Annotated in this window: 30 protein-coding genes and 1 pseudogene; 12 read left to right on the top strand and 19 right to left on the bottom strand. The window is 72.9% G+C overall.

Annotation, left to right across the window (positions count from 1 at the left end; genetic code table 11):
• The first annotated feature begins 70 nt into the window (after nt 1–70).
• Nucleotides 71–424 (top strand): VOC family protein, encoded by a 354-nt coding sequence (locus tag ACVDFE_RS26290; RefSeq protein WP_458432243.1) that lies wholly within the window; start codon nt 71–73, stop codon nt 422–424.
• Here the strand turns inward: ACVDFE_RS26290 and ACVDFE_RS26285 are convergent.
• Both ACVDFE_RS26285 and ACVDFE_RS26280 read right to left on the bottom strand, forming a co-directional pair.
• Nucleotides 421–1,050: a class I SAM-dependent methyltransferase gene (locus ACVDFE_RS26285; RefSeq protein ID WP_458432242.1), complete on the bottom strand. Its 630-nt coding sequence runs from the start codon at nt 1,048–1,050 to the stop codon at nt 421–423. The two genes, ACVDFE_RS26290 and ACVDFE_RS26285, sit on opposite strands and share 4 nt — an antisense overlap.
• A gap of 28 nt (nt 1,051–1,078) precedes the next feature.
• Nucleotides 1,079–1,774 carry an SDR family NAD(P)-dependent oxidoreductase gene (locus ACVDFE_RS26280; protein ID WP_458432241.1) on the bottom strand — a complete coding sequence of 232 codons (696 nt, stop codon included), beginning with the start codon at nt 1,772–1,774 and terminating at the stop codon, nt 1,079–1,081.
• A gap of 228 nt (nt 1,775–2,002) precedes the next feature.
• Here ACVDFE_RS26280 and ACVDFE_RS26275 point away from each other — a divergent pair, with 228 nt between their 5' ends.
• Complete coding sequence (locus ACVDFE_RS26275) at nt 2,003–2,872, top strand: sucrase ferredoxin (protein ID WP_360394478.1); 870 nt, start codon at nt 2,003–2,005, stop codon at nt 2,870–2,872.
• Nucleotides 2,857–3,378 (top strand): AAA family ATPase, encoded by a 522-nt coding sequence (locus tag ACVDFE_RS26270; protein ID WP_458432240.1) that lies wholly within the window; start codon nt 2,857–2,859, stop codon nt 3,376–3,378. Before ACVDFE_RS26275 ends, ACVDFE_RS26270 begins: the two co-directional genes overlap by 16 nt.
• Here ACVDFE_RS26270 and ACVDFE_RS26265 read toward each other — a convergent pair.
• Both ACVDFE_RS26265 and ACVDFE_RS26260 read right to left on the bottom strand, forming a co-directional pair.
• Nucleotides 3,375–3,989 (bottom strand): TetR/AcrR family transcriptional regulator, encoded by a 615-nt coding sequence (locus ACVDFE_RS26265; RefSeq protein ID WP_360394472.1) that lies wholly within the window; start codon nt 3,987–3,989, stop codon nt 3,375–3,377. The two genes, ACVDFE_RS26270 and ACVDFE_RS26265, sit on opposite strands and share 4 nt — an antisense overlap.
• Nucleotides 3,976–4,179, bottom strand: coding sequence for a hypothetical protein (locus tag ACVDFE_RS26260; protein WP_360394470.1), 204 nt, complete (start codon nt 4,177–4,179; stop codon nt 3,976–3,978). Before ACVDFE_RS26260 ends, ACVDFE_RS26265 begins: the two co-directional genes overlap by 14 nt.
• Nucleotides 4,180–4,205: 26 nt before the next feature.
• On the opposite strand from ACVDFE_RS26260, the gene ACVDFE_RS26255 reads away from it, so the two are divergent.
• Together ACVDFE_RS26255 and ACVDFE_RS26250 are read left to right on the top strand one after the other, a co-directional pair.
• Nucleotides 4,206–4,706 carry a CGNR zinc finger domain-containing protein gene (locus ACVDFE_RS26255; protein WP_458432239.1) on the top strand — a complete coding sequence of 167 codons (501 nt, stop codon included), beginning with the start codon at nt 4,206–4,208 and terminating at the stop codon, nt 4,704–4,706.
• Between the two features lie 86 nt (nt 4,707–4,792).
• Nucleotides 4,793–6,226 carry an amidase gene (locus tag ACVDFE_RS26250; RefSeq protein WP_458432238.1) on the top strand — a complete coding sequence of 478 codons (1,434 nt, stop codon included), beginning with the start codon at nt 4,793–4,795 and terminating at the stop codon, nt 6,224–6,226.
• A gap of 5 nt (nt 6,227–6,231) precedes the next feature.
• Here the strand turns inward: ACVDFE_RS26250 and ACVDFE_RS26245 are convergent, their stop codons facing one another.
• The 10 genes from ACVDFE_RS26245 to ACVDFE_RS26200 form a co-directional block, all read right to left on the bottom strand.
• Nucleotides 6,232–7,311 carry a hypothetical protein gene (locus tag ACVDFE_RS26245; protein WP_458432237.1) on the bottom strand — a complete coding sequence of 360 codons (1,080 nt, stop codon included), beginning with the start codon at nt 7,309–7,311 and terminating at the stop codon, nt 6,232–6,234.
• 86 nt (nt 7,312–7,397) lie between these two features.
• Nucleotides 7,398–8,675, bottom strand: coding sequence for an RNA polymerase sigma factor (locus tag ACVDFE_RS26240; RefSeq protein ID WP_458432236.1), 1,278 nt, complete (start codon nt 8,673–8,675; stop codon nt 7,398–7,400).
• A 29-nt stretch (nt 8,676–8,704) separates the two neighbouring features.
• A complete protein-coding gene (locus tag ACVDFE_RS26235; protein WP_360394457.1) occupies nt 8,705–9,127 on the bottom strand; it encodes a YciI family protein in 423 nt (140 codons plus the stop codon).
• A gap of 185 nt (nt 9,128–9,312) precedes the next feature.
• Nucleotides 9,313–10,509, bottom strand: coding sequence for an SPFH domain-containing protein (locus tag ACVDFE_RS26230; protein WP_458434399.1), 1,197 nt, complete (start codon nt 10,507–10,509; stop codon nt 9,313–9,315).
• Nucleotides 10,510–10,574: 65 nt separating this feature from the next.
• The gene (locus tag ACVDFE_RS26225) at nt 10,575–11,003 is read right to left on the bottom strand and encodes an NfeD family protein (protein WP_458432235.1); all 429 of its coding nucleotides are present in this window, start codon (nt 11,001–11,003) and stop codon (nt 10,575–10,577) included.
• A gap of 204 nt (nt 11,004–11,207) precedes the next feature.
• On the bottom strand, nt 11,208–12,014 hold the full coding sequence (locus ACVDFE_RS26220; RefSeq protein ID WP_458432234.1) for a DUF3097 domain-containing protein: 807 nt from the start codon (nt 12,012–12,014) through the stop codon (nt 11,208–11,210).
• 9 nt (nt 12,015–12,023) lie between these two features.
• On the bottom strand, nt 12,024–12,725 hold the full coding sequence (locus ACVDFE_RS26215; RefSeq protein WP_360394447.1) for an aminoglycoside phosphotransferase family protein: 702 nt from the start codon (nt 12,723–12,725) through the stop codon (nt 12,024–12,026).
• A gap of 131 nt (nt 12,726–12,856) precedes the next feature.
• Nucleotides 12,857–13,882, bottom strand: coding sequence for a S66 family peptidase (locus ACVDFE_RS26210; RefSeq protein WP_458432233.1), 1,026 nt, complete (start codon nt 13,880–13,882; stop codon nt 12,857–12,859).
• A gap of 22 nt (nt 13,883–13,904) precedes the next feature.
• Nucleotides 13,905–14,693 carry an SCO1664 family protein gene (locus tag ACVDFE_RS26205; protein ID WP_360394443.1) on the bottom strand — a complete coding sequence of 263 codons (789 nt, stop codon included), beginning with the start codon at nt 14,691–14,693 and terminating at the stop codon, nt 13,905–13,907.
• Between the two features lies 1 nt (nt 14,694).
• The gene (locus tag ACVDFE_RS26200) at nt 14,695–15,261 is read right to left on the bottom strand and encodes a DUF3090 domain-containing protein (protein WP_360394440.1); all 567 of its coding nucleotides are present in this window, start codon (nt 15,259–15,261) and stop codon (nt 14,695–14,697) included.
• Nucleotides 15,262–15,339: 78 nt separating this feature from the next.
• Between ACVDFE_RS26200 and ACVDFE_RS26195 the strand changes: the two genes are divergently transcribed.
• Together ACVDFE_RS26195 and ACVDFE_RS26190 are read left to right on the top strand one after the other, a co-directional pair.
• On the top strand, nt 15,340–17,232 hold the full coding sequence (locus tag ACVDFE_RS26195; RefSeq protein ID WP_458432232.1) for a prolyl oligopeptidase family serine peptidase: 1,893 nt from the start codon (nt 15,340–15,342) through the stop codon (nt 17,230–17,232).
• Between the two features lie 19 nt (nt 17,233–17,251).
• The gene (locus ACVDFE_RS26190) at nt 17,252–18,100 is read left to right on the top strand and encodes a S66 peptidase family protein (protein ID WP_458432231.1); all 849 of its coding nucleotides are present in this window, start codon (nt 17,252–17,254) and stop codon (nt 18,098–18,100) included.
• Nucleotides 18,101–18,202: 102 nt separating this feature from the next.
• Here the strand turns inward: ACVDFE_RS26190 and ACVDFE_RS26185 are convergent, their stop codons facing one another.
• Nucleotides 18,203–18,745 (bottom strand): HSP18 transcriptional regulator, encoded by a 543-nt coding sequence (locus ACVDFE_RS26185; protein WP_360396719.1) that lies wholly within the window; start codon nt 18,743–18,745, stop codon nt 18,203–18,205.
• Between the two features lie 101 nt (nt 18,746–18,846).
• On the opposite strand from ACVDFE_RS26185, the gene ACVDFE_RS26180 reads away from it, so the two are divergent.
• From ACVDFE_RS26180 to ACVDFE_RS26170, 3 genes are all read left to right on the top strand, one after another.
• On the top strand, nt 18,847–19,278 hold the full coding sequence (locus ACVDFE_RS26180; RefSeq protein ID WP_360396717.1) for an Hsp20/alpha crystallin family protein: 432 nt from the start codon (nt 18,847–18,849) through the stop codon (nt 19,276–19,278).
• Nucleotides 19,279–19,369: 91 nt separating this feature from the next.
• Nucleotides 19,370–20,083 (top strand): poly-gamma-glutamate hydrolase family protein, encoded by a 714-nt coding sequence (locus ACVDFE_RS26175; protein WP_360396716.1) that lies wholly within the window; start codon nt 19,370–19,372, stop codon nt 20,081–20,083.
• Nucleotides 20,084–20,150: 67 nt separating this feature from the next.
• On the top strand, nt 20,151–20,561 hold the full coding sequence (locus tag ACVDFE_RS26170; RefSeq protein ID WP_458432230.1) for a VOC family protein: 411 nt from the start codon (nt 20,151–20,153) through the stop codon (nt 20,559–20,561).
• On the opposite strand, the gene ACVDFE_RS26165 is transcribed toward ACVDFE_RS26170, so the two are convergent.
• The 3 genes and pseudogenes from ACVDFE_RS26165 to ACVDFE_RS26155 all read right to left on the bottom strand — a co-directional run bounded on the left by ACVDFE_RS26165 (nt 20,558) and on the right by ACVDFE_RS26155 (nt 23,498).
• Nucleotides 20,558–21,769, bottom strand: coding sequence for an acyl-CoA dehydrogenase family protein (locus tag ACVDFE_RS26165; RefSeq protein ID WP_458432229.1), 1,212 nt, complete (start codon nt 21,767–21,769; stop codon nt 20,558–20,560). The two genes, ACVDFE_RS26170 and ACVDFE_RS26165, sit on opposite strands and share 4 nt — an antisense overlap.
• Before the next feature lie 26 nt (nt 21,770–21,795).
• Nucleotides 21,796–22,794: pseudogene (locus ACVDFE_RS26160) on the bottom strand (phosphotransferase family protein); the annotation flags it as partial.
• Nucleotides 22,795–22,841: 47 nt separating this feature from the next.
• Nucleotides 22,842–23,498, bottom strand: a complete 657-nt coding sequence (locus ACVDFE_RS26155; RefSeq protein WP_458432228.1) for an HAD family hydrolase — start codon at nt 23,496–23,498, stop codon at nt 22,842–22,844.
• Nucleotides 23,499–23,630: 132 nt separating this feature from the next.
• Between ACVDFE_RS26155 and ACVDFE_RS26150 the strand changes: the two genes are divergently transcribed.
• Nucleotides 23,631–25,157, top strand: coding sequence for a carboxylesterase/lipase family protein (locus ACVDFE_RS26150; protein ID WP_458432227.1), 1,527 nt, complete (start codon nt 23,631–23,633; stop codon nt 25,155–25,157).
• Nucleotides 25,158–25,364: 207 nt separating this feature from the next.
• A complete protein-coding gene (locus ACVDFE_RS26145) occupies nt 25,365–26,567 on the top strand; it encodes an MFS transporter (RefSeq protein WP_458432226.1) in 1,203 nt (400 codons plus the stop codon).
• 67 nt (nt 26,568–26,634) lie between these two features.
• On the opposite strand, the gene ACVDFE_RS26140 is transcribed toward ACVDFE_RS26145, so the two are convergent.
• Nucleotides 26,635–26,820, bottom strand: a complete 186-nt coding sequence (locus tag ACVDFE_RS26140) for a hypothetical protein (protein WP_360396704.1) — start codon at nt 26,818–26,820, stop codon at nt 26,635–26,637.
• Nucleotides 26,821–26,912 lie beyond the last annotated feature (92 nt).

Here is a 26,912-nt window from a genome sequence, read left to right as displayed (position 1 = left end):
GGCGTTAAGGTCGCTCGCGCCGCCAGCAGGTGGCGCGAGGTGCGGCTGACGAGGAGAGTCGTGGCGATCGGTGCAGCTCTACGACGTGGTGCTGGACTGCCCCGAACCGGACGAGCTCGCGGAGTTCTACCGCGAGCTGATCGGCGGGAAGGTCACCGACTCCGACGGGTGGTGGACCACCCTGGAGGCTCCCAGTGGGATGCGGGTGTCGTTCCAGCGCGTCGACGACTACGAGCCGCCGCAGTGGCCCGGCCAGGAGCACCCGCAGCAGGTGCACCTCGACGTCATGGTGAGCAACCTCAACGAGTCCGAACCGCTCGTGCTCGAACTCGGGGCGACCAAGCTCAAGGGCTCGCGGTCCAAGACGGGGTTCCGCGTCTACGCCGACCCCGCCGGTCACCCCTTCTGCCTGGTGACCAACTAGGCGGTCCACACGGTCGCGCTGCGGGTCTCGGTGCTCTCCAGCGTCAACGGCACCGGCACCTCGTAGCGCGCCCGCTGCGTGAACCGCTCGCGCGGCAGGTGCGCCCGGTCCGGGTCGCCCAGCAGCACCACCGTGCCCCGTGCCGCCGCCCGGTGCAGGAACGGCAGCACCAGCGCGGTGATCCGCGCGTCGTAGAACACGTCCCCGGCGAGCACCACGCCCGCGCCCGCGGCGTCCCCGGCGAGCTGGTCGGCGGCCAGGGTCGTGACGCGCACCCCGTTGGCCTCGGCGTTGAGCCGCACCGCCGCCAGCGACAACGGGTCGATGTCGTTCGCGACGACCTCCCGGGCTCCCGCCAGCGCCGCGGCGATCGCCACCAGCCCCGAACCGGACGCGAGGTCGAACACCGTGCGGCCCGCGACCAGCTCGGGGTGGTCGAGCACGTGCCGGGCCAGCGCCTGCCCACCGGCCCACGGGAACGCCCAGAACGGCGGCTGGTCGTGGTGCGTGCGCTCCCACAGCTCCATGGCCTCGCACGCGCTGTGCAGCACGATCTCGGGCACGAGCGGCACCGGCGTCGGAGTCGTGTTCGCGAGCACGAACTCCGCCAGGGTCGGAGCGGACATGACCCAGCAGTCTAGGTGCGCCCGCCCGTCACATCCCGCCGGTCACCCGCAGAACCGCCCCGGTGGTGTAGGAGGCTTCCGCCGACAGCAGCCAGGCAATGGCGTTCGCGATCTCCTCGGCCTCCCCCGCGCGTCCCAGCGGCACCCGCGGCGCCACCCGGTCGGCCCGGTCCGGCACACCGGAGAGCCGGTGGATGTCGGTGCGGACGGTGCCCGGCTGCACGCAGTTCACCCTGATCCCGCGCGGCGCCAGCTCCTTGGCCAGGCCGATCGTCAGCGCGTCGACCGCGGCCTTCGTGGCGGCGTAGTGCACGTACTCGCCGGGGCTGCCCAGCGTCGCGGCACCGGAGGACACGTTCACGATCGCGCCCGCGCTCATCCGCCGGGCCGCCTCGCGGGCCACGAAGAACGCGCCGACGACGTTGACGTCCACGACGCGGCGCAGGTCCTCGGTGCGCAGCTCGGCCAGCGTCCCCACCGGGGAGGTGATGCCCGCGTTGTTCACCACGCCCGTGACCTCGCCGGCGGCGTCGAACAGCCGCGCCACGTCGTGCTCGTCCGCGGTGTCGGCCCGCACGGCCACCACACCCAGCTCCTGCTCCAGGGCACGGGCCTCGTCGGCGGCCTGCCGGTAGCTGATCACGACCCGGTGCCCGTCGCGCACCAGTCTGCGCGCGGTCGCGGCACCGATCCCCCGGCTTCCCCCGGTGATCACCGTTGTCATGCCGGTCACCCTAGGACCCGCACGCCCGCGGTCAGAGCTGCCCGGCGCGGGTCACCACGACGAACGCGACGTTGACCGGGGCGGTCGTGGTCTCGTGGCGGCCGTGCACGCAGGCGGCGCCGTCGCACAACCCAGTGGTGTGTTCACCCGGTCGATGCCGGGTACCCGCCGACGATGAAGGTAAGGGTGTCCTTAGCCATCACCCGATCGGCCGTATAGAGTGCGCAGATGAGGTGCTCCGTACTCGCCGACCTCGCGGGTGAGCCGCTGGCCGGCACGGCCGCGACCGCCACCGCGTGGCTGTGCCTGGAGCAGCCCGGCCCGTGGGGCCGCGACGCGCTGCTGGACAGCCACCTCGACCGCGAGCTGGGTGCCGAGCTGCACCGCCGTGCGAGCGGCACGGGGGTGCGCATCCTGCTGATCCGCCGTCCCGGCCGCCACGCCGACACCGGCGTGCCCGCCCGCCGCCGCGTCTACCTCGCCGCCACCACCCCCGGTGCGTCGTGGCTGGAACAGGCCGACGTCGGCGCGCCCGAGGAGCTGCTGGAGCTGGACTTCGCCGCGCTGGGCGCTGGGCGTTCCACGGCGTTCGGCACACCGGTGCACGACCCGTTGTTGCTGGTGTGCACCAACAGCAAACGCGACGTGTGCTGCGCGCTGTACGGGCGGCCGATCGCCACCGCCCTGAACCTGTGGGAGTGCACCCACACCGGCGGCCACCGCTTCGCCCCCACCGGTGTGCTGCTGCCCACCGGCCACCTCTACGGCCGCCTGGACCACGACCTGGCCGAACGGCTCACCACCAAGGGCGTCTCCGCCGAACGCTGCCGGGGCCGGTCCTGCTTCACCCCGCGCGGGCAGGTCGCCGAGGTCGCCGTGCGCGAGCGGATCGGCGAGACCGGCGACGTGCTCACCGTCGTGGCCGAGAACGCCGGCTCCGCGACCGTGCGCCACGCCGATGGCCGAGAATGGCGGGTGACCCTGACCGAGCGGCCGGTGCCCCCGCGCCCGTCGAGCTGCGGCCGCTCACCCGACACCGCGACCGCACTGGTCGCGACCGCCGTCGACGAACTGGTGAGCGCGTGCCGCCCAGGCTGATCCACCTCAACGGTCCCACCGGCGTGGGCAAGTCCACCCTCGCCGCCCGCTACGCCGCCGACCACCCGCTCACGCTCAACCTCGACGCCGACCGGATCGTGGGCCTGGTCGGCGGCTGGCAGGACGACTTCTTCGCCACCGTCGACCTGGTCCGCCCGCTCGCGCTCACCATGGCCGCCCACCACCTGCGCACCGGGCACGACGTCGTGATGCCGCAGCTGATCACCCGCCGCGACCAGCGCGACGTCCTCGCCGACGCGGTGAGCTCCGCCGGCGCGCGGTACGTGGAGGTGGTGCTGCTCGCCCCGCGGACCACGGCGATCACCCGGTTCGAGCAACGCGACGAACCCATCGACGCCGTGGTGAGGGCACTGGGCGGGCAGGCGCTGATCCACCAGGTGTTCGACGACCTGCGGCGGTACCTGACACCGGGGACGACGGTCATCGACAACGGCGGGCTGGACGTGGAACAGACCTACACCGCGCTGCTCGCGGCCCTGGGCTAGCTGCCCGCTTCGCGGTGCTGCGCCGGGGGCGCGACCGGGCCGGGCACGGTCGCGGAGAACACGCCGATGCCCAGCGCGTACGGGTCGTCCAGGCCCACGGTCTCCAGCGTGTCCACCGGCAACGCCAGCAACGAGATCGCCACCCCCAGGAAGTACGCGTCGAGCAGGCCCGTGTCGCGCACCGTCGAGGGCAGCCCCGCGGCCTGCTGCAGAGCGGCGGCGGCCTCGGCGTTGGCCAGCACCATGCCCGACAACGCCGCACGCACCCCCGGCCGGCGCACCGCCTCCAGGTACAGCTCCACCATCGCGAGCATCTGCGTCGGGTCCTCGGCGACCGCGCGCCGCAGCAGCGCCGGGTAGAGCTCGGCGACGTCGGCGGGGCTGATGTCGGCCGGGGTGGTCTCGCGCAGGCGGTCCACGGCGGCGCGGTGCAGTGCGGTCATGCGCGCGGCGGAGGCCTCGAGGATGGCCTCGCGGGTCGGGAAGTAGTTCTTGGTGGTGCCGATGGGGACGCCGGCCTCGCGGTCGATCGCGCGGTGGGTCAGTCCCCGGCCGCCCTCCACCGCGAGGATCTGGATCGCGGTGTCGCACAGGAGATCACGACGGCTCACGCCCCGAGGGTACTTGGTCACCGCTGGTCCGCGGCACCGGGCGGAACGCGCTGGTCCCGGCGGTCGCGGTGAGCACCCCGCGGTCGATCACCAGGAACAGGCCGCACACGCACCGCACGTAGGCGACCGGGCCGTGGCGGGACAGGGCGGAGTCGCAGGGCCAGTGGCACGCGGGGCAGGTGGCGATCATGCCCCCAACTCTGGTGTCATGGTCTAGTGCATTTCAACCCTTACGGCGGGGCGGCCGCCGAGCTCGCCGCGACCCTGGTCAACGCCGACCCCGCCACACCCCTGCTCGACGTGCTGAAAGCCTCGGACTACAAGCCGCTGGGCTCGCTGGACGCACGCCAGGAACGTGACGTGCGGAACTGGGTCGAGCGGCTGCGGCAGGTCTTCCGCGAACCGGGCGTCGACCTGCTCAACGACCTGCTCGCCCAGTCCTCGACCACGCACTACATCTCCACCCACGACGGCCGCGCGCCGCACCTGCACTACGCACGCGAGGACGCGCCGACCGACGTGCGGCTCAAGGCCTACACCGCGGCGGGGATGGCGGCGCTGTTCTGCGAGGACGCCGGGCGCATCGGCTGGTGCGACCGCGACGGCTGCGACACCGTCTACGTCGACACCAGCCGCAACGGCCGCCGCCGGTTCTGCTCCACCAGGTGCGCCAACCGCGTCAACGTCGCCAACCACCGCAGCCGCCGGCCCGCCTGACTCCCCCCGGCCGGCTCAGCCGGTGACGAGGACCGCGGACTCTCATACCGGTACTGCGGTCCGGGTGATCACGTTAGGGTCGGGCCATGACCGAGGAGCTGGTGTTCGCCGGTGTCGCCGGGCAGGCCGCGGCGATCAGGGCGGGCGAGGTGACCTCGCGTGAGCTGGTGCGGCGGCACCTGGAGCGCATCGAACGGCTCGACCCGGTGCTGCGGGCGTTCCGGGTCGTGTTCGCCGAGCAGGCGCTGGCCGAAGCCGACGCCGCCGACCGCTGCGATGCCGACCTGCCGCTGCGCGGTGTGCCGATCGCGGTCAAGGAGGACCTCGCGGTCGCCGGTCTGCCCACCACCGGGGGCACCAACGCCGCACGCACCCCGCAGCCGGCCGACTCCGCGGTCGTGGCCCGGCTGCGCGCCGCCGGCGCGGTGGTCATCGGCCGCACCCGGATGCCGGAGCTGGGGCTGTGGCCCCACACCGAGAGCGGCTGGGCCGGGCCCACGCGCAACCCGTGGTCGCTGACGCACTCCCCCGGGGGGTCCAGCGGCGGATCGGCGGTCGCGGTCGCGGCGGGACTGGCCGCGGCGGCGATCGGCACCGACGGCGCCGGGTCCATCCGCATCCCGGCGGCGGTGACCGGCCTGTTCGGGCTCAAGCCCCAGCGCGGCCGCGTCTCCCTCGCCCCGCAGCCCCAGGTGTGGGGCGGGCTCGTGGTGGCCGGGCCGATCACCCGCACGGTCGAGGACTGGGCACTGGTCGCCGATCAGATCCACGGCCCCGTGCCCGGTGACGCGCACGTCGCCCACCCGCCGCGCACCACGTTCACCGACGCCGCCCGCACCGACCCCGGCCGGTTGCGCATCGGGGTGTCGCTGCGGCCGTGGGGACCGGGCATCGGCATCGACGACGAGGTCCGCGACGCCGTGCAGGACACCGCCGCCCTGCTGACCGACCTGGGACATGACGTCGTGCGGCTCGACCCGCCGATGAAGGACCTGTCGGCCTCCACCCGCTTCGCGCTGCGCTACCTGCACAACGCCCACCTCGCCCGCACCGAGGTGGAGCTGCCGGACCTGCTCGAACCGCGCACCCGCGCCGCCGCCGACCTCGGCCGGCGCCTGCCGCGGGCGCTCGTGCGCTGGTCACGCAGCCAGGACGCGGCGCTCACGGCGCACGCGAACCGCGTCTTCGGCCGGGTCGACGTGCTGCTGACCCCGGCGCTGACCCGGCCGCCGATCCGCGTGGGCGAGTGGAACCGCACCACCGTCGTCGCGGCTCTGCTGGCCGCCGCCCGCTACACGACGTTCCTGCCGTTGTGGAACATCGTGGGCAACCCGGCCGCGTGCGTTCCCGCCGGCCGCAGCGCCGCGGGACTGCCGCTCGCGGTGCAGCTCGTGGGCCGCCAGCACGACGAGTGCACCCTGCTCTCGCTCTCCGCCCAGCTCGAACGCGTCCGGCCGTGGGCGGACCGGACCCCTTCCGGCCTCGACCACGCAGCACGAGTGCGGACTGTCCGGAGGTGAACTGGTCAGAGGCCGCGGCGCGACAGCTCGTCGAGCAGCTCCCGGTCGGCGACGTGCCGTGACTTGATGTGCTCCAGGTAGTCGGCGAACGCGTCCGGCTGCAGACCGCGCAGCTGCCGCAACCACCCCACGACCACCTCCTGCTCCTGCACCCCGCGCCGCGCCAGCTCGACCTCGACGATGCGCCGGTACACCTCGATCGCCAACCGGCCACCGTCACGCACCAGGTGCTCCACCAGCTCCGCGCGCAACGGCGGCCACTCGTCGGTGTGCACAACCAGCGCACGGGCCTTGAGGTAGATCTCCAGGTTGGGCCGCACCAGGAACGCCTCCCGGCACACCGCGACCGCCCGGTGCGGCGCCGCCCGGCGCAGGTGCTCCTCCACCGCCAGGTCGATCAACCGCAACGCCGCACCCCGCCCACCGGTCGCGCGCAACCCCCGGTCGATCCACTCCAGCGCTTCATCGGCGCGGCCCGCGTCGCGCAGCACCGTGGCGACCTGCAGGTAGTGCCACCCCGAGGACAGGTCCTTGGACAGCACCAGCAGCTGCAGGTCCACGTCGTCGGTGTACTCGGCCAGCTCCTCCATCACCCGCAGCAACGCCCACCGGGCCCGGTCGTAGCGGCCGGTCTCCCCGAACCCCACCACCGGCAACGGCTCGAACAACGCGACCGCCCGCTCGCGGTAGTGCGCCAGCCCCTCGTCGTCCAGCGCCCCCGCGTACGGCGCCAGCGCGACCTCAGGCGCCTCCGGGTGCTCCAGCTGCAGATCGAGCAGCCAGTCGGCGAGCCGCACCGGGTCAGGCGTGCTCACCGCGCACGCGCGGGCGTGGATGTCGAGCACCCGGTGGGTCAGCTCCGCCAGCTCCACCCGGTGTCTTCGGCTGCCCGCGACCCCGTCGGCGAGCTGCGTGACGATCTGCTCGACCAGCGCCACCAGCTCCGGCCCGGGATCGGTGAGCAGCAACGACTGCAGCTCCACCGACACGGCGGTGAGCTCCTGCCAGCGCGCCGGCCAGTCGGCGTCGTCCTCACCACCGGCCTCGGCGAGCGCGGAAGCCACGGCGGCGGGCAACGAGTTCATCACAACATCAAACACTCGTCACTCGACCGAGTGCTACCGATGTCGCCCTAACGGAACCCTGCTGTTCACCGCTCGTGGTCGCCCGCCTACAGCTCGGCGAGCTTGCGGGTCAGCACCGCCCGCTCACGCTCGTTGCCGCACAGGACCAACGCGCGCTCAAGCTCGGCCCGGGCCTCGTCCACCCGCCCCAGCCGCCGCAGCAGCTCCCCCCGCACCCCCGGCAGCTGGTGGGAGTCGCGAAACGCCTCCGACCCGGCCAGCGCGTCCACGATCGGCAGCGCCGCCTCCGGCCCCCGCGCCATCGACACCGCCACCGCGCGGTTGAGGTCCACCACCGGTGAGGGCGCGAGCCGGCCCAGCGCCTCGTACAGGACGACGATGCGGTTCCAGTCGGTCTGCTCGACCGAGGGCGCCAGGGCGTGGCACTCGGCGATCGCGGCCTGCAGCCCGTAGTAGCCGTAGCCGCGGCCCGCGTCGGCGGCCTTCGCCAGGGCGGCGCGGCCGCGGGTGATGGCCGAGCGGTCCCAGCGGCAGCGGTCCTGGTCCTCCAGCAGCACCGTCTCCCCGTCGGGGCCGCGGCGGGCCGGGAAGCGGGCGGCCGTGAGCTCCAGCAACGCCAGCAGGCTGTGCACTTCGGGTTCCCCCGGCATCAGCCGCGCCAGGATGCGGGCCATGCGCTGCGCCTCACCGGCCAGGTCCAGGCGCATCACCTCGTCACCGGAGCTGGCCGACGAACCCTCGGTGAAGATCAGGTAGATCACGCTGAGCACCTGCGCGAGGCGCTTCGGGCGGTCGGCGGCGGGCGGCACCTCGAACGGCACGTTCGCCGCGCCCAGCGTCTTCTTCGCCCGCGTGATGCGCGCCTGCACCGTCGCGGTCGGCACCAGGAACGCCCGCGCGATCTCGTCGCTGCTCAGACCGCCGATCACGCGCAACGTCATCGCGACGGCGGCCTCCCGCGACAGCACCGGGTGGCACGAGGTGAACACCAGCGCCAAGGTGTCGTCGTCGATCTGGTCGGGGTCCCACAGCACGTCGCCGGGGGCCGGGGCGGGTTCGGTGGCACCGGTCAGCGCGCCGCCCTCGGGCAGGTGGTGGGCGAGGGCGGCGTACTTCTCGTCACGGGTGCTGCGCCGGCGGAACGCGTCGATCGCCCGGCGCCGCCCGACGGTGAGCAACCACCCCGCCGGGTTGGCCGGCACGCCCTCGCGCGGCCACGTCACCAGCGCCTCGGCCAGCGCCTCCTGCGCGAGGTCCTCGGCCAGGGCGAAGTCACCGGTGTAGCGGGTGAGCGCACCGACGATCCGGGCGGAGTCGATGCGCCACACCGCGGCGACGGCCTTGCGGCCGGTGGGGTCGCTCATGGCGCCCAAAATAGATCAGACGCGTGTGCTCAGAGCTGGCCGGTGGACTCGCGCCAGGCCCGCTCCTTCTTGATCCACTCGTTGTCCTGGGGGAACTCGTGGATCTCGGACACGCGGCGGATCTCGGTCTTGAACCCGGCGGCGGTCATCGGGGTGCGCTTGGCCCACTCGACGGCCTCCTCGATGGAGTCCACCCGGATCAGGTAGAAGCCGTTGAACAGCTCCTTGGTCTCCCCGTAGGGGCCGTCGGTGACCACCGGCGGCTCGGAGGAGAAGTCGACGACCACACCCTCCTCGGCGGGTGCGAGGCCCTCGGCGGCGATCAGCACACCGGCCTCGATGAGCTCCTCGTTGAAGCGGCCGACGGTCTCGATCATCTGGTCGAAGTCGATCTCGCCCAGGTTGCTCCACGCCTCGTCGGACTCGACGCGCCAGATGAGCATGAACTTCATGACGATCTCCCCAGGGGGTTCGGGTGGGTCCGGTGTGGACCCTTTCACGCCCAGGTCGAACGGGCCGGTGCCGGGATCGACACCCGGCCCGCAGATTTTCCGGACTTTCTTGTTTCCGCAGCTCACGACGGCGAACGGCCCGCCCCCGGTGGCAGGGGCGGGCCGTTCCTCGTCGTGTCTTGTGCTCAGGCCTGCTCGTCGGGCTGGTGCAGGGAACGCGGCTGCTCGGCCTCCAGCTCCGGGAACGCCGCCGCGCCGCCCACGGACCGCGGCGGTGCGCTCAGCGGACTGGGCACCTCCTTGCGGGCCACCGCCTCCGCGGCGGCGACGGCCTCGGCGACCTTCGGGTCGGGCTTGGTGTCGAACCAGTCGGCGACCGACGGGTCGTCCTGCTCCGGCTTCGGCCGCTCACCGGTGTCGGCGGGCGGCTCGTAGCGGAACACACCGTCCTCACCGGGTGCGCCGAGCATGCGGGCGAACCCCTCGAGGGCCTTGCCGTAGTCCGACGGGATCATCCACACCTTGTTCGCGTCGCCCTGCGCCATCTGCGGCAACGTCTGCAGGTACTGGTACGCCAGCACCTCCGGGGTGGGGCGGCCGTCCTTGATGGCGGCGAAGACCTTCTCGATCGCCTTCGCCTGGCCCTGCGCCTGCAGGTAGCGGGCGGCGCGTTCACCCTGCGCGCGCAGGATCGCGGACTGCCGCTCGGCCTCCGCGGTGAGGATCGCGGCCTGCTTGGCGCCCTCGGCGGCGAGGATCTGCGACTGCTTCTGGCCCTCGGCGGTCTTGATGGACGACTCGCGCTGGCCTTCGGCGTTGAGGATCATGGCGCGCTTCTCGCGGTCGGCGCGCATCTGCTTCTCCATCGAGTCCTGGATCGACGGCGGCGGGTCGATGGACTTCAGCTCCACCCGCGCCACCCGCAGGCCCCAGCGGCCGGTGGCCTCGTCGAGCACCCCGCGCAGCTGACCGTTGATGTGGTCGCGGGAGGTCAGCGTCTCCTCCAGGCTCATGCCACCGACGAGGTTGCGCAGCGTCGTGATCGTGAGCTGCTCGACACCGACGATGTAGTTGGAGATCTCGTAGACGGCGCTGCGCGGCTCGGTGACCTGGAAGTACACGACCGTGTCGATCGACACGGTCAGGTTGTCCTGGGTGATCACCGGCTGCGGCGGGAACGACACGACCTGCTCGCGCAGGTCGATGCGGGCCCGCACCTTGTCGATGAACGGCACGATGATGTTCAGGCCGGGCGCGGCGGTGTTGCGGTAGCGGCCCAGACGTTCGATGACGGCGGCCTGCGCCTGCGGGATGACCAGCACCGATTTCACGGCGACGATCAACACGAACAGGGCGATGACGGCCGCGACCACGCCGGTGATCGGGTCCAACTCGGTTCACATCCTTCTGGGCTCCGACGGCCGGTCGCGTGATCGCAGCGCGGCGGTCAGACCGCGGCGATCACCACGGCCGTCGCTCCCGAGATCTCGACTACGGTGACGGCCTCGCCTGCCGCGATCACGGACCCGTCGAGGGTGCGCGCGCTCCAGGTGTCGCCGCCGATCTTGACCTGCCCGCCGTGCTCGTCCACCTCGGACACCGCGACGGCCTTGCTGCCCAGCAGCGCCTCGTGGTGCATCCGCACGCTGGAACCCAGCTGCAGCCGCTTCTTGAGCAGCGGCCGGGCACCGGCGATCAGACCCACCGAGGACGCGGCGAAGACGAGGACGCTCACCAGGTCACCAGCACCCAGCGCGGTCACCCCCGCCGCGGCCAGCGCGGCGGCGCCGAGCATCACCAGCACGAAGTCACCGGAGAGAACCTCGGCGACGACGAGCAGGATCCCGACGATCAGCCAGATCAGCGCGGCGGCCATGCGCCCATACATACACCACGGGCCGCCCGACCGGCTGAACTTCAGCGCGCTGCGCCCCCGACCGTGACAAAACCGATCATCCTGCGGCGTCGACACCTGCGGCCGCCGTTCGTGTGAGGGAGGGGCCGGCGCCGCTGACCCGGTTCGCGCTCACCGGCAGCACCACCACGGGCACGGGTGTGCTCGTCGCCCGCTACAGGCGGGTCAGTCCCGGGGAACGGTGACGAAGTCGATGAGCCGCTCCACGGCGCCGAGCAGGTCGGACTCGACGTCGCGGTAGCTGCTGACCGCGCCGAGCACCCGCTGCCAGCCCTCCCAGGTCTCACCCCACCCCAGCTGCGCGCACACCCCTTCCTTCCACGGGATGTGCCTGGGCACCACCGGCCACGCCTCGATCTTCACGGCGGCGGGTTTCACGGCCTGCCAGATGTCGACGTAGGGGTGGCCGGTGACCAGCACGTTGTCGTCGCGGACCTGGTCGACGATGCGCTGCTCCTTCGACCCGGCGACGAGGTGGTCCACCAGCACGCCCAGGCGGCGGTGCGCCGCGGTGCCGAACTCGGCGATGCGGGCGGGCAGGTCGTCGACGCCGTCGAGGGGTTCCACGACGATGCCCTCGACGCGCAGGTCGTGGCCCCAGACGCGTTCGACGAGCTCGGCGTCGTGCTTGCCCTCGACCCAGATGCGGCTGGCCTTGGCCGTCCGCGCCCGCAGCCCCTCGACCTTCACCGAACCGGAGGCGCTGATGCGCGCCTTCTGCGGCGCGGCCACGGGCCGCACGAGCGTGACGGGCTGCCCGTCGACGAGGAACCCGGCGGGCGTGAGCGGGAACAGCCGGTGGCGGCCGTGACGGTCCTCCAGCACGACGTTGCCGTGCTCGAACTTCACGACCGCGCCGCAGAAGCCGCTGGCGGGGTCCTCGACGACGAGACCGGGTTCGGCCGCGACCTCGCGGACCTTCTTGCGCTTCGGGGTGGACAGGACATCGCGGCCGTAGTCGTGAGAACGCACCCGCAGACCCTAGCCGTAGAACGGTTTGAAGGCGGTGAGCCACTCGTGCACGCGGTCGAGGTCCACGTCGGCGCCGTGCAGGTCGTACCCGCCGTGCACGAAGTCCAGCCAGTCCACCGCCGGGTCACCCACGCACGCCCGTGGGTCGATCGCCACCGGCCCGCGCGCGCTCTGCAGGACGTTGCCGGGGTGCATGTCGCCGTGCAGCAGCACCACCGGGGTGTTGTCGGTGGCGAGCCGGCGGGCCTTGGCGTGCTCGGTGGCGTAGTAGGTGCCGGTGCGGCGCGGCAGCAACGTCTCGAACAGGAAGTCCACGCGGGCGCGCAGCGGCGGGAACCCCTTCGGGTCGGCCTGGTGCAGCACCGGCACCACACGCGCCGGGTCGGTGGCCTCGGTGCCGGGGTGCAGCAGCTCCAGCAGCAGGGCGCCGCGGGCGAGGTCGGTGTCGAGCAGGTCCACCGCCGCGGGTGTGTCGGCCCACGCGGTGAGCGCCTTGGCCTCGTGGGCGGCGATGTCGTGCTCGGGGGTCAGCTTGAGCACCGCGTTCGTGCACCGGAACGTGACACCGGTGCCGCCGGGCATCGGCTCGACGACGGTGAGGCCCCAGCGGGCGGAGAGGGTGGCGACCAGGTCGGGCAGGGCGTCGAGCCAGGTGGTGGCGGAGTCTCCGAAACGGCGGACCAGGCGGGCTCTGGCGGGGTCGTCGATCACCCGCTTCACGCTAGCGACTCGGGCCAGGACGCCGGGTCTGTTTCGCCCCGGAGGCCGGATTCACCCCGGTTTCCGGTCGTTTTCCGGTCGCTACCGGGGCAGATCGGTGCGGGGAGGTGAGGTTGTGCGGGTCAGTAGGTGACGGTGATCGTGCGGTTCGGGCCGTCCACCCGCACCCGGCCGCCGACCGGGACCACCAGCTGCGGGTCGGTGTGGCCGAGGTCGACGTCGAACACGATCGGCGTGCCCGGCGCGTACCGCGCGAACGCCCGCAGCACGGCCTCGCGCTGGTCTGCGGTGTAAGCGGCCCGGTCGGTGCCGGGCTTGGTGAACGACCAGGCGCGGGCGCGGCCGACGAGGACGGCGGCGAACCGGGCCAGCAGGCCGCGTTCGCCCATCGCGCGCAGCACGTAGAACACCTCGGTGGCGGGCGGCATCTCCTCGGAGGTCTCGAAGAACAGGACCTTGCCCTCGTAGTGCTCGGGCGGCTTGATCTCGCGGTCGGCCATCAGCAGCCACGACAGGACCTCCAGGCAGCCACCCCACGCCTGGCCCTCCACGACGCGGTCGCCGTGGTGCCACTGCCAGCCGGCAGCGGGCCGCAGCTCGGGTTCGGCGTCGAACGTGGCGGGGTCGTCCCAGGGTTTGTTCACGTCGCCGTAGGCGGTGGACTGCGGCAGTGCGTACTCGCCGGTGGTGAACAGGGCGGCGTGCAGCGAGTCACGGGTGGCCGGGTGCAGGGCACCGGGACGGCCGAGCTCGGTCATGACGGTGGCGCCGTGGTAGCCGACGATGCCGCGGTTGGCGAGCCAGACCAGCAGGTTCGTGTTGTCGCTGAACCCGACGAACGGCTTGGGGTTGGCGGTGACCAGCTCGACGTCCAGGTGCGGCAGGACTTCGATCTGGCTGTCGCCGCCGATGCTCGCGATCACGGCCTTGACGTCCGGGTCGGCGAACGCGGCGTGCAGGTCCGCAGCGCGCTCACGCGGACTCGCGCCCATCTTGCGGGTGGCCGGGTACTCCACGGGTTCCAGGCCCAGCTCGCGCAACCGCCGCAGGCCGAGCTCGTAGGGCAGCGGGAACAGCCCGGGCAGGCCCGCGGAGGGGGAGACGACCGCGACGCGGTCACCGGGCACGGGCTTGGGCGGGGTGATCACAACCCCGGACGCTAACCGTGCGTCAGAACGCGGGCCACGGAATTGCCGGCCAGTCGCCCGACGGTTCGGGGAACACGCCGTCGGCGAGCAGCTTGTCGGTGCGTTCGGAGACCGCGCGGACCTCGGCGCGGGTGAGGTGGTCGTGCAGCTGTTCGCCCAGGTCGCCCTCGAGCGCGGACCTGAGGCGGCGCATGGCCTCCAGCACCGGCTCGGGCAGCGGTTCGCGGGCCCAGCCCCACAGCACGGTGCGCAGCTTGGGTTCGACGTGCAGGCAGATGCCGTGGTCGACGCCGAACACCCCGCCGTCCACGGCGTGCAGGACGTGGCCGCCCTTGCGGTCGGCGTTGTTCACCACGACGTCGAACGCGGACATCAGCTGGACGCGGGGGTGGTCGGCGTGCACGAGCACGGCCGGGTCGCCGAAGCGGTCGTGGGCGTGGAAGACGGGGATCCAGCCCGGTTTCACGTCGTCGACGCCGACGATGTCGACGAGCTCGTCCTCCTCGCGGGTGTCCACCCACAGCTGCACCATGCCCGAGCCGAACGGGCCGGGACGCAGCACCGTGGGCGGCACCACGCCGACACCGGAGGCCGCCGAGATCAGGTAGGTGGCGACCTCGCGGCCGGCGAGGGTGCCGTCGGGGAAGTCCCACAGCGGCCGTTCGCCGCGCACCGGCTTGTACACGCACTGCGCGTCGAGCCCGTTGTGGGAGATCTTGCAGAACAGCGTCGCGTTGGAGGCGTCGACGAGCCTGCCCTCGACCTCGATGCGGCCGTGAGTCAGCAACTCGATGGCCGCGGCGGTGTCCACGTCAGTCTTCCTCGGTGCGGCGGTAGCCGTTCTGGCGCGGGCAGATGTGGCCGTCGGGGTCGAGCGGTTCGGCGCACAGCGGGCAGGGTTTGCGGCCGGCGTTGACGACGCGGTCGGCGCGGGCGGCGAAGGCGCGGGCAGCACCGGGTGAGAGGAACACCCGCACGGCGTCGGGGCCCTCCTCGGTGTCGTCGAGCACCACCGCCTCGTCGACCTCCTCCTCGGAGATCGCGAGCAGTTCGATCACGACGGCCTTGGACTCGGCGTCCCAGCCCAGTCCCATGGTGCCGACGCGGAACTCCTCCTCGACGGGCACGTCGAGGGGTTCGGTGTCGACGTCGTCGGGTGGCGCGTCGTCGGGCACCTCGGTGCCGAAGCGGCGATGCACCTCCTCCAGGAGCGAGCCGATGCGTTCGGCGAGGACCTGGACCTGCTGCTTCTCCAGCGCGACGCTGATCAACCTGCTCTGCTCGGAGGCCTGCAGGTAGAAGATGCGGTCGCCGGGCTGCCCGACGGTTCCTGCGATGAACCGGTCGGGTGCGCGGAATACGTGAATGACGCGAGCCATGGCACCTACGACCCTAGGCCACGCGGAGATCGTCGGCAGGTCCTCCCCCACCAAACACTCCGCGTATAGGGTCGGGTTGTGGTGAAGATCGCTTCGTACGGGACGTGGACCTCGCCGATCAGCGCCGGCGACACCTCCAAGCCGGGTGGTGGGTTCCAGTGGGCCGACCTGCACGGTGAGCAGGTGTGGTGGGCCGAGAGCAGGCCGGCCGAGGGTGGCCGGGTCGCTCTGGTGCGCGACGGGGTGGAGGTGCTGCCCGCGCCGTGGAACGCCCGCAACCGGGTGCACGAGTACGGCGGGCGGCCGTTCGTGGTGCTCGCCGAGGACCGGGTGGCGTTCACGCACTGGACCGACCAGCGCGTCTACGTGTTCAACCCGGACACCCCGCAGGTGCCGCCGGTGCCGTTGACGCCGGAACCGCAGCGCCACCACGGGCTGCGCTACGCCGACCTGTCCGCGGGACCGGACGGCGAGGTGTGGTGCGTGCGCGAGTCGATCACCGGGGACGCGCGCACCGACGTGCGCCGCGACCTGGTGGCGATCACACCGTCGGGTGAGGTGCGGGTGCTGGGGTCGTCGCACCACTTCATGACCGGCCCGAAGATCAGCCCCGACGGCACGAAGTTCGCGTGGATCGGCTGGGACCACCCGCAGATGCCGTGGGACGGCTCCGAGCTGTGCGTGGCCGACATCGGCGAACCCGGTCACCGGGTGCTCACCGGGTCGACGACCGAGGCGGTGTGCCAGTTCGAGTGGGAGGGCGACTCGCTGCTGGCGCTGACCGACCCGCACGGCTGGTGGAACCTGTTCCGCGTCGGGCTGGACGGCTCGCGCACGAACCTGGCCGAGTGCGCGGAGGAGCTGGGCGGCCCGATGTGGCGGCTGGGCAACCGCTGGTTCGCCACCCTGGCGCCGGGCCGCTACCTGGTGGTGCGCTCGGGTCACCTGGCGGTGCTCGACGAGCGCAGCGGCACGGTCACCGACGTGGAGACCGACCTGCCGATGTGGGCGGCGGACCTGTCGGTGCGCGACGGCGTGGTGATCGACGGGGCGGCCGGGCCGACCTTGGAGTTCAACGTCGTGCGGCTGGACCTGTCCAACGGCGAGCTGACCTACCTGACCGGCGGTGAGGAACCGGCGCAGGCCGCGTACCTGCCGGTGCCGGTGGAGCGGGTGTTCGGGGAGGTCCCCGCCTACGTCTACCCGCCGACCAACCCCGACTTCGCCGCTCCCGAGGGTGAGCTGCCGCCGTACGTGGTGCACGTGCACGGCGGGCCGACCGGGCGGGCGCTGCCCAAGCTCGACTCCGACATCGCCTACCTCACCAGCCGCGGCATCGGCGTGGTGGCGGTGAACTACGGCGGCTCGACCGGCTACGGCCGGGCGTTCCGGGAACGGCTGCGCGAGCAATGGGGTGTCGTGGACGTGCAGGACTGCGCGTTCGTGGCCCAGGAGCTGGCGAAGGAGGGCACGGCGGACCCGCAGCGGCTGGCCATCCGCGGTGGCTCGGCCGGTGGCTGGACCTCGGCGGCGTCGCTGACCTCCACCGACGTCTACCGGTGCGGCATGGTGGCGTTCCCGATCCTCGACCTGGCGGGCTGGACCTCGGAGGGCGGGGAGACCCACGACTTCGAGTCCCGCTACGTCGAGGGCCTGGTGGGCACGCTGCCCGAGGCCGCTGACCGCTACCGGGACCGGTCGCCGTCGAACAAGGCGCGGTCGGTGTCCGGTCCGGTGCTGCTGCTGCAGGGCCTGGAGGACGAGATCTGCCCGCCCGAGCAGGCCGACCGGTTCGCCGCGGACCTGGACGGGTCGGGCATCCCGCACGCCTACCTCACCTTCGAGGGCGAGCAGCACGGGTTCCGCAAGGCCGAGAACATCAAGGCCGCCCTGGAGGCGGAGCTGTCGTTCTACGGGCAGGTGTTCGGGTTCACGCCGCCGGGTGTGCCGGTGCTGGACCTGCGTTCGTGACCCTGCGCGCGGTGCGCTCGTGAGCGTTCTGAAGCGCGGGGACCGGGTCGCGCTGGTGTCACCGGCCGGCCCGGCTCTCGCGCCGCTGGTCGCCGCGGGTGTGGCGGTGCTGCGGTCGTGGGGGCTGACGGTCACCACACCTGTGGTGGACGCGTGGTCGTTGCCGTACCTGGCCGGTTCCGACGCCGACCGGGCGGCGGAGTTCGTGGACGCGTGGTGCTCGGACGTGGCGGCGGTGTTCTGCATGCGCGGCGGGTACGGGTGCCTGCGGATGACGGACCTGGTGCCGTGGCGGTCACTGCCGCCGCGGGTGTTCGTGGGCTCCTCGGACGTGACGGTGCTGCACGCGGAGCTCAACGCGGCCGGGCAGCCGACGGTGTTCGGGCCGATGCCGGGCACGCGGGACTTCGTCGAGGACCCGGTGGCGCAGGAGCGGCTGCGGCGGTTCCTGTTCGAGGGCGTGTCGTCGTGGACCGCGGGAACGCCCGTGGTGCCCGGTACCGCCCGCGGGGTGCTGGTGGGCGGGAACGCGGCGCTGCTGGCGGCGTCGGTGGGCGGGCCGCGGTGGTCGGTGCCCGAGCCGGGGGCCATCGCGTTGCTGGAGGACGTCGGTGAGGAGCCCTACCGGCTGGACCGGATCCTGACGCAGCTGCTGCGGGCCGGGTGGTTCGAGCCGGTGTCGGGGATCGTGCTGGGGTCGTGGACCGGGTGCGGTGACCCGTCGGCGGTGCTGCTGGACCGGCTCGTGCCGCTGGGGGTGCCGGTGCTGGGCGACTTCGGGTTCGGGCACTGCGCCGGGCAGTGGACGTTGCCTCTGGGCGTGGCGGCGGAACTCGACGCCGCCGCCGCAACACTCCGCCTCCTCTGACCCCCCGTCTGTTCAGGGCACGCGGGGACCTTTCGTACCCCTGGAGGGTACGAAAGGTCCCCGCGTGCCCTCGGATGTGGCGGGTGGGGCTCGTGTGGGTGATCAGAGGGTGCGGCGTTGCTGGGCGTCGAGGCGCAGCCGGTCGGTCTGCCGGCCGATGGCGCTGATCTGGTCGGCGAGGCCGGGGTGGCCGTCGCGCAGGCCGGGACCGGCCTGGGTCAGCGGCTCGAGGAGCTGGGCGGCGTCGGTGTGGCCGAGGGCGTCCTGCACGCCCGCGTCGTGCGGGCCGACCTGGGCGGCGAGCACCCGCAGGACGGCGGCGTTCTCGCGCGCCCAGGCGGTGACGGCCTTGTCGCCGGCGCGGCGGTCGCGTTCGGCCTGCACGCGCTCGTCGCCGGTGCCGGTGTCATCGGTGCGGCGCACGCGCAGGTAGCGGCGTTCGGCGGCCTGACGGCTGGCGACACCGAGCGCGGGGGCGAGGTCGGCCCAGCTGGTGCCCAGGGAACGGGCGGCCTCGATGAGCTGCGGCTCGTAGTCGGAGAGCTCGTCGCGCAGCCGGCGCAGCAGCATCAGGGCTGACAGGACCTCGGTGGCGCTGCCCGGCCGGGCAGCGGTCGCGCGGACCGTCTCGTAGTCACTCGGCATGTCGTCCTCCTGATGACATCGGTGGCTTGTCATCGTCTCGACGACATGTTACAACAGTGGTGCAGCGCATTGACAGTCCACGAGGTGACAGGAGGTGTCAGATGTTGATGCGCACTGACCCGTTCCGCGAGCTCGACCGGCTGACGCAGCAGGTGTTCGGCGGACAGGGCACGTGGTCGCGGCCCTCGGCCATGCCGATGGACGCCTACCGCGACGGTGACCGGTTCGTCGTGTGCTTCGACCTGCCGGGTGTCTCGCCGGACGCGATCGAGCTCGACGTCGAGCGCAACGTGCTGACGGTCAAGGCCGAGCGCAGGCCGGTCGGCAAGGACGTCGAGATGCAGGTCTCGGAGCGGCCGCTGGGCGTGTTCTCGCGGCAGCTGTTCCTGGGCGACACGCTCGACACCGACCACATCGACGCGGGCTACGAGGCGGGTGTGCTGACGCTGCGGATCCCGATCGCCGAGCGCGCCAAGCCCCGCAAGATCGCGATCACCTCGGGTGACGAGTCCCCGAAGCAGATCGACGCGTGACCGTTCCCAGCGCGTGACGACTCACCGCGCGTGATGGTTCACACGGCGGGCGGCGGCCGACCGGGTGATCCCGGGTAGGCTTCCGCCCGCCATGAGACCCCAGCCCCAATGGGCGGCATTGGACGTCTACGCGTCCAACACCGACCTCTACGCCGATCCCCGACTGGTGGAACGGGTGGACTACCGGCGCCGTTTCAAGCGGCACCGTCCCCGCACGCAGTCGGTCGTCCTCGCCCCGCACGGCGGCGGCATCGAGGTCGGCACGTCCGAGCTGTGCCTCGCGATCGCCGGCTACCACCCCTCGACGCGGGTGCCCATCGGGCAGACCCACGACTACTGGATGTTCGAGGGCCTGCGCTCGGTCGCCAACGACGAGCTGCACGTGACCTCGTCGCACTGCGACGACCGGGTGGCGCGCACGCTGGTGTCGGGTGCGGCGCACGCACTGGGCCTGCACGGGTGCACCGCGGCGGCGGCGGGCCTGGAGGACCACGACCGGGCGGTGCTGGTCGGCGGCCGCGACGCCCTGCTGCGCGCGGAGCTGCTGACCCGGTTGCGCCGCGCCGGGTTCCACACGGTCGACGCCGCCGACCACCCGATCCTCGGTGGCGGCGACCGGGCGAACATCGCCAACCGCACCCGGTCGCGCCGGGGCGGGCAGCTGGAGCTCACCACTCCCCTGCGCGGCGCCATGTTCGCCGAGAACTCCCGCTCCGACCGCCGGCACACCACGACCGAGGTGTTCTGGGACTTCGTGCACGCCTGCCGCGCGGCTCTCGCGGCCCGCGAAGCCTTGAACAACTGACCGGTGTCGGGTACCCGGCCGCGGCGGGTACCGCCTGCCGGTGGAGGCGACACGGGAGGTTCACGGCATGCGGCTCACCTCGGTCACGGTCGGCTGTGCGCGGCCGCGGGAGCTGGCGGAGTTCTACGCGCGGCTGCTGGGCGCGGACGTGGCGGAGGCGGAACCGCGATGGGCGCTGGTGCGCACGCCGGACGGGCTTGCGGTGAACTTCGAGCTGGAGAACGAGTTCACGCCGCCGGTGTGGCCGAGCACGCGCTCGGGGCAGAACGCGACGCAGCACCTCGACATCGAGGTGGAGGACCTGGAGGCGGCCACCGGGCACGCGCCGGCGTGCGGGGCGGCGCTGGCCCCGGTGCAGCCGCAGCCCGGCGTGCGGGTGCTGTTCGACCCGGACGGCACCCGTTCTGCCTGTTCACCTGAGCATCACGGGGCCGGGTCGCCACGGCGGTGGCGACCCGGCCCCGTGGTCGTGTCCTAGAGGTACTTCTTCAGCTCCCGCTTGGCCAGCGACATGCGGTGGACCTCGTCGGGGCCGTCGGCCAGGCGCAGCGTGCGGGTGGCCGCCCACAGCTCCGCGAGCGGGAAGTCCTGGCTGACACCACCGCCACCGTGGGCCTGGATGGCCTTGTCGATGACCCACTCGGCCATGGCCGGGACGCCGATCTTGATCGACTGGATCTCGGTGTGGGCGCCCTTGTTGCCCACGGTGTCCATGAGCCACGCGGTCTTGAGCACGAGCAGGCGGGCCTGTTCGATGCGGACGCGGGACTCGGCGATCCACTCCTGCAGCACGCCCTGGGTGGCGATGGGACGGCCGAACGCGACGCGGGACACGGCGCGGCGGCACATCAGCTCCAGAGCGCGTTCGGCCATGCCGATCAGGCGCATGCAGTGGTGGATGCGGCCGGGGCCCAGGCGGGCCTGCGCGATGGCGAAGCCCTCGCCCTCCCCCGCGATCAGGTTCGCCGCCGGCACGCGGACGTCGGTGAACTCGATCTCGGCGTGGCCGCCGTGGGCGTGGTCGCCGTAGCCGAAGACGTGCAGGGCGCGCTTGACGGTGACGCCGGGGGCATCGCGCGGGACGAGGATCATGGCCTGCTGGCGGTGGCGTTCAGCGTCGGGGTCGGTCTTGCCCATGACGATGAAGATCGCGCAGTTGGGGTTCATCGCCCCCGACGACCACCACTTGGTGCCGTTGACGACGTAGTCGTCGCCGTCGCGTTCGATGCGGGTGGCGATGTTGGTGGCGTCGGAGGAGGCCACGTCGGGTTCGGTCATGCAGAACGCGGAGCGGATCTCGCCGTCGAGCAGCGGCTGCAGCCACTGCTTCTTCTGCTCGTCGGTGCCGAACATGGCGAGCACTTCCATGTTGCCGGTGTCCGGGGCGGCGCAGTTGAGGGCCTCGGGGGCGAGGTGGGGGCTGCGGCCGGTGATCTCGGCGAGCGGCGCGTACTGCAGGTTCGTCAGGCCGCCGCCGTGCTCGGGGTCGGGCAGGAAGAGGTTCCACAGGCCCTGGCGGCGGGCCTCGGCCTTGAGCTCCTCCAGGACCGGCTGGCGCTGCCACGGGTCCTCGGCGTCGTGCAGCTGCTGCTCCAGCACGGCCTCGGCGGGGTAGACGTGGGAGTCCATGAACGCGAGGAGCCGGGTGCGCAGTTCCTCGGTCTTGGCGTCGTAGGCGAAGTCCATGTCAGAAGCTCCTTGTGGGCGGCGGCGAGTCCTTGGCGGACGAGGGGGACGGTGAAGGCGCCGAGCTTGTCGAAGCCCGCGCCGACGGTCTTGCCGCTGGCGAAGCGGAAGTGGATGCCCTCGACGATGACGGCGAGCTTGAAGTAGCCGAAGGCGATGTACCAGCCCAGGCCGGAGGTGTCGGTGCCGGTGCGGGCGGTGTAGCGGGCGACGAGCTCGTCGGCGGTGAGGAAACCCGGCAGGGACGTGACGCCGCCGGTGATGGGGTCGGCGCCCTTGCCGAGGTCCGCGCCCAGGCCTGCCCAGTAGACGTAGAGCAGGCCGAGGTCGGCCAGCGGGTCGCCGAGGGTGGCCATCTCCCAGTCCAAGACGGCGCTGATGGCGAGCGGGTCGCGGGTGACCAGCGCGTTGTCGAGGCGGTAGTCGCCGTGGATGATCGTCGCGCGCCCGGAGGCGGGGACGGTGGCGGCGAGCTTGTCGCGCAGCTCGTCGATGCCGGGCAGGTCGCGGCTGCGGGAGGCGTCGAGCTGCTTGCCCCAGCGGGTGACCTGGCGGGTGAGGAACCCGTCGGGGCGGCCGAAGCCGGCCAGGCCCACCGAGGCGGGGTCGACCGCGTGCAGGTCGGCGAGCACGTCGACGAGGCGCTGCGACAACGCGCGGGCGTCCTCGGGGGTCAGCCACGGGCACTGGGAGCGTTCGCGCAGGGCGGCACCGGGCATCTCGTCCATCAGGTAGAAGGGCGCGCCGATGACCGACGGGTCCTCCACGAGCCGGTGGGTGCCGGGCACGGGCACCGCGGTGCCGGCCAGGGCGGAGATGACGCGGAACTCGCGGGCCATGTCGTGGGCGGTGGCCAGCACGTGACCCAGCGGCGGGCGGCGCAGGACCCAGGTGCGGGTGCCGTCGCCGACGCGGTAGGTGAGGTTGGAACGGCCGCCGCGGAACAGCTCACCGGTGAGCGGGCCCGTGCCCAGGTGGGTGGCCAGGGCACGCAGGTCGAGGCCGGGCAACTCCGAGCCAGGCAGCTCCGAGCCGGGCTGGTCCGGGGCAGGGCGGTCGGTCACGGGTTCACTCACAGGGTCACTCCGAGGGTGGCGAGGTGGGCGCGGGTGGCATCGGCGGTGGTGTGGCGGAAGGCGTGCATGCCGATCGCCTGGGCGGCCTCGACGTTGACGGGCGCGTCGTCGAAGAACACGGCACGCCCGGCGGGCAGGCCGATCTGCTCCAGGGTGTGGTGGTAGATGCGCCGGTCGGGTTTGCGCAGGCCGACGCGGCCGCTGATGACGACGGTCTCGAACAGCTCGACGAGCAGGTCTGCGGGGTAGCCCTCGCCCCAGCTGTTGGACAGCAGCGCGGTGTGCAGGCCGGCGGCGCGGGCCTTGCGGACCAGCTCGACCATCGCCGGGTCGGGGGTGGCGCCGCCGAACATGCGCCGCAGCAGCCCCTTGCCGGGGATCGGGTCACCGCCGGTGGTGATGAGCTCGGCGGCCAGCAGCCGTTCGAACTCCGCCACGGTCAGCTCGCCGGTCTCCAGCAGGTGCACCGGGTTGCCGGGACGGGCCTCCCGGCCCAGCCAGTCGCGCATGATGCGGCCGTAGACGTCGCGGTCCACGGCCTCGGCGTGCATCCACTGACCGACGAACTCGGGTACGGAGACGGTCATGACCCCGCCCCAGTCGAAGACCAGCGCGTCGACCGACGGGCTGTCGGGAAGTGTCGTGTCACCCACGGACCGGAGGGTACCGACCGGTCGGTATGTCGGCAACCGGGCGATCGCCTTCGGATGACGGGGACGGCGACCTCCGGCGGTATCGGCCCCGTGGCGGCCTCGCTACGTTCGGTGGCGGACTGAGGGGGTTCCATGAGACGCAAGCCGATGAGGTCCGTGCTGACCGCGACGCTGACCGCGGTGCTCGCCACGGCGGTGGTGACGGCTCCGGCGGCCGCCGGGAACGGGGCCGGGGACGGCCGGGTGGTGCGCACCGACAAGGGCCTGGTGGCCGGGACGGTGGCCGAGGGGTACCGGACGTTCGGCGCCATCCCGTTCGCGGCGCCGCCGGTGGGCGCGAACCGGTGGCGCGACCCGCAGCCGGCCGCGGCGTGGCGCGGGGTGCGGGACGCGACGGTGCCGAGCCCGAAGTGCGCTCAGCTGCCGCAGCTGGGCCAGCCGGGCTCGCAGACCGAGGACTGCCTGTACCTCAACGTCACCGCACCCACCGGCCCGGCACGGCCGCGACCGGTGATGGTGTGGGTCCACGGCGGCGGGTTCACCGCAGGGGCGGCGTCGGACTACGACGCGCGCCGGCTCGCGACCCGCACCGGCGCGGTCGTGGTGACGGTGAACTACCGGCTCGGGGTGTTCGGGTTCTTCGGGCTGCCCGGCCTCGCCGGGTCGGGTGCGTTCGGGCTGGCCGACCAGCAGGCGGCGCTGCGGTGGGTGCAGCGCAACGCGCGGGCCTTCGGCGGCGACGCGGGCAACGTGACGGTGTTCGGCGAGTCCGCCGGTGGGTTGAGCGTGTGCGCGCTGCTGGCATCGCCGCGGGCGGCGGGGTTGTTCGACAAGGCGATCATCCAGTCCGGTCCGTGCGGGCTGACGACACCGGGCGGGCAGCCGGGGGTGTTCTCGACGCTGTGGCGCGAGCGGGCGGCGGTCGAGCAGACCGGCGCGCAGGCCGCCGCGGGGCTGGGGTGCGCGGACGTGGCGTGCCTGCGGGCGTTGCCGGTGACCGCGCTGCTCGGTGTGCACACCGCGTTCGGCACCCCCGCGCACGGCACGGCGGTGCTGCCGGTCGACCCGGTGGTGGCGCAGCGCACGGGCCGGATGCACCACGTGCCCACCCTGGTGGGCTCCACGCACGACGAGGCGACGCTGTTCGCGGCGTTGCTCTTCCCGCAGCCCATCCCGACCGCGGCCTACCGGCAGGCGCTGGCCGGGCTGTACGCGGCCGAGGACGTGGACCGGGTGCTGGCCCGCTACCCCGCCGACGGCAACGGCGACGTGCGCGACGAGCTGGCCCGGCTGATGACCGACCAGTCGTGGGCGTGCACGGTGGCCGACGCGCGCCGGGAGCTGGGCCGCCACCAGCGGGTGTCGGGCTACGAGTTCGCGGACGCGGGCGTGCCGCTGCTGTTCCCGGACCTGCCGCCGTTCCCCGGCGGGTACAGGGCCTACCACGCCTCCGAGCTGCTGATGCTGTTCGACTTCCCCGGCGTGGTGCTCACCCCGGCCCAACGCGCGGTGTCGGACTACATGATCACGGCGTGGGGCCGGTTCGCCCGCACCGGCGACCCCGGCTGGCGGGCCGCGGTGCAGTCGCTGGCTCCGGGTGCCATCGGCCCCACCGACTTCGCCCGCGACCACCGGTGCGGGTTCTGGGCCCAGCTCTGAGACCGGGAACGGGCGCGGCCCGCCCTGGCCCTGCTGGTGACGCTGCGTCACCGGAAGGGCCAGGGTGGCCGTGGGCGTGCAATTTGCATGTGCCTGCCGCGGGGGTCGTCGCGTTCGGCGGCGCGGTGACGGCAGGTGGGGCAACCCGGACAGCGGATTTCGCCGGTGATCACCCGGCACGCGGCCGGGTCGGCCATCCTGTAGCCCATGCCCGGCTACCGCGATCTTGCCCGTGACGGTGAGTTCCGCGCCCTCTTCGCCGCGCACGTGGTGTCGGTGGCCGGGGACCAGTTCGCGCGGGTCGCGCTGGCGGTGCACGTCTACGACCGCACGGCGAGCGCGGGGCTGACGGCGCTGACCTACGCGTTGACGTTCCTGCCCGACCTGGTGGGCGGGCCGCTGCTGTCCGGGCTGGCCGACCGGTTCGCGCGCCGGGACGTGATGGTGGCCGCCGACCTGGTGCGGGCGGTGCTGCTGCTGGTCATGGCCGTACCGGGGCTGCCGCTGTGGGTGCTGGCGGCCGTGCTGGTGCTGGTGCAGCTCGCCGGGGCCCCGCACGGTGCGGCGCGGGCGGCGCTGCTGCCGCACGTGCTGCCCGACGAGCGCTACCCGCTGGGGATGGCGGCGCTGAGCACCGTCACCCAGGCCGCGCAGGTGCTGGGGTTCGTCGCCGGCGGCGCGCTGGTGGCGTGGTGGGGGCCCGGTCCGGTGCTGGTGGCCGACTCGGTGACCTTCGCCGTCTCCGCCCTGCTGGTCAGCGCCCACGTGCTGCGCCGCGCGGTCCCGGAGCACCCGCACGTGCGGGCCTGGTCCTCGGACCTGCTGGGCGGCGCACGGCTGGTCTGGCGGGCCCGCCGGCTGCGGGCCCTGGTCGCACTGGCCTGCGTGTCCGGGTTCTACATCGTCGCCGAGGCACTGGCCGCTCCCTACGCGGCACAGCTGGGAGCGGGCGCGTCGGCGGTGGGGCTGATCCTCGCCGCGCACGCCGCCGGTGCCGTCGCCGGCATGGCCGTGGTCGCGCGCATCCCGCACCACCGGCAGCTCGCCGCCATGCCGTGGCTGGCGGTCGCCTCCTGCGCGGTGCTGCTGCCCGTGCTGCTGCGACCGGGACTGGGCTGGTCATTGGCGCTGATCGCACTGTCCGGGGTCGCGAGCGCCTACCAGCTGCTCGCGAACACCACGTTCGTGCGCGAGGTGCCCGACGCCGCCCGCGGGCAGGCCTTCGGGCTCGCCGTCACCGCACTGCGGGTGTCGCAGGGCGTCGGGGTCGGCCTGGCCGGGCTGCTGGCCGAACGGTGGGCGGCGCACCAGGTCATCGCCGCCGCGGGCCTCGCGGGCGTGCTCGCGGCGTGCGCGGCGGGCTGGTCGTGGCGGCAGGCGGTGGCGGCGCCTGCCCGCGGCACGCCGTGAACGAGAGAGCGGGGTGCCGGCCGTCCACACCGGCCGGCGCACCCCTCTCCCACTGCGTCCCAGGTGGTCAGACGGTCCAGTCGGTGGACGCGAAGGTCCAGTCGGTCGAGGCGAACGTCCAGTCCGTCGACGTGAACGTCCAGTCGGTGGAGGACCGGAAGGTCCAGTCCGTCGACGCGGCGAAGGTCCAGTCGGTGGACAGCGCGGTGTTCATCATGATGACCGTCTCCTTGTGGGAATGCGGGAGTTGCAAGGGGTGAATGGTGCGCGAGAACGCGAGGACTACTCAGGGTGAGGTCCCCCACATGGAGCCACGACTTGGCGTGACCCGGTGGCTACAGTGGT

It is taken from the genome of Lentzea chajnantorensis (genome assembly GCF_054300775.1).
The sequence above is the reverse complement of the archived record's forward strand: the minus strand, read 5'-3'. Positions and strand labels throughout refer to the sequence as shown.

Bases quoted from the DNA above. Each gene is read 5' to 3' on its own strand.
- ACVDFE_RS26285 (WP_458432242.1), bottom strand. From the start codon at position 1,050: ATGTCCGCTCCGACCCTGGCGGAGTTCGTGCTCGCGAACACGACTCCG.
- ACVDFE_RS26280 (WP_458432241.1), bottom strand. From the start codon at position 1,774: ATGACAACGGTGATCACCGGGGGAAGCCGGGGGATCGGTGCCGCGACC.
- ACVDFE_RS26275 (WP_360394478.1), top strand. From the start codon at position 2,003: ATGAGGTGCTCCGTACTCGCCGACCTCGCGGGTGAGCCGCTGGCCGGC.
- ACVDFE_RS26260 (WP_360394470.1), bottom strand. From the start codon at position 4,179: ATGATCGCCACCTGCCCCGCGTGCCACTGGCCCTGCGACTCCGCCCTG.
- ACVDFE_RS26250 (WP_458432238.1), top strand. From the start codon at position 4,793: ATGACCGAGGAGCTGGTGTTCGCCGGTGTCGCCGGGCAGGCCGCGGCG.
- ACVDFE_RS26245 (WP_458432237.1), bottom strand. From the start codon at position 7,311: ATGAACTCGTTGCCCGCCGCCGTGGCTTCCGCGCTCGCCGAGGCCGGT.
- ACVDFE_RS26240 (WP_458432236.1), bottom strand. From the start codon at position 8,675: ATGAGCGACCCCACCGGCCGCAAGGCCGTCGCCGCGGTGTGGCGCATC.
- ACVDFE_RS26235 (WP_360394457.1), bottom strand. From the start codon at position 9,127: ATGAAGTTCATGCTCATCTGGCGCGTCGAGTCCGACGAGGCGTGGAGC.
- ACVDFE_RS26225 (WP_458432235.1), bottom strand. From the start codon at position 11,003: ATGGCCGCCGCGCTGATCTGGCTGATCGTCGGGATCCTGCTCGTCGTC.
- ACVDFE_RS26200 (WP_360394440.1), bottom strand. From the start codon at position 15,261: ATGGCTCGCGTCATTCACGTATTCCGCGCACCCGACCGGTTCATCGCA.
- ACVDFE_RS26185 (WP_360396719.1), bottom strand. From the start codon at position 18,745: ATGCCGAGTGACTACGAGACGGTCCGCGCGACCGCTGCCCGGCCGGGC.
- ACVDFE_RS26180 (WP_360396717.1), top strand. From the start codon at position 18,847: ATGTTGATGCGCACTGACCCGTTCCGCGAGCTCGACCGGCTGACGCAG.
- ACVDFE_RS26175 (WP_360396716.1), top strand. From the start codon at position 19,370: ATGAGACCCCAGCCCCAATGGGCGGCATTGGACGTCTACGCGTCCAAC.
- ACVDFE_RS26170 (WP_458432230.1), top strand. From the start codon at position 20,151: ATGCGGCTCACCTCGGTCACGGTCGGCTGTGCGCGGCCGCGGGAGCTG.
- ACVDFE_RS26165 (WP_458432229.1), bottom strand. From the start codon at position 21,769: ATGGACTTCGCCTACGACGCCAAGACCGAGGAACTGCGCACCCGGCTC.
- ACVDFE_RS26150 (WP_458432227.1), top strand. From the start codon at position 23,631: ATGAGACGCAAGCCGATGAGGTCCGTGCTGACCGCGACGCTGACCGCG.
- ACVDFE_RS26145 (WP_458432226.1), top strand. From the start codon at position 25,365: ATGCCCGGCTACCGCGATCTTGCCCGTGACGGTGAGTTCCGCGCCCTC.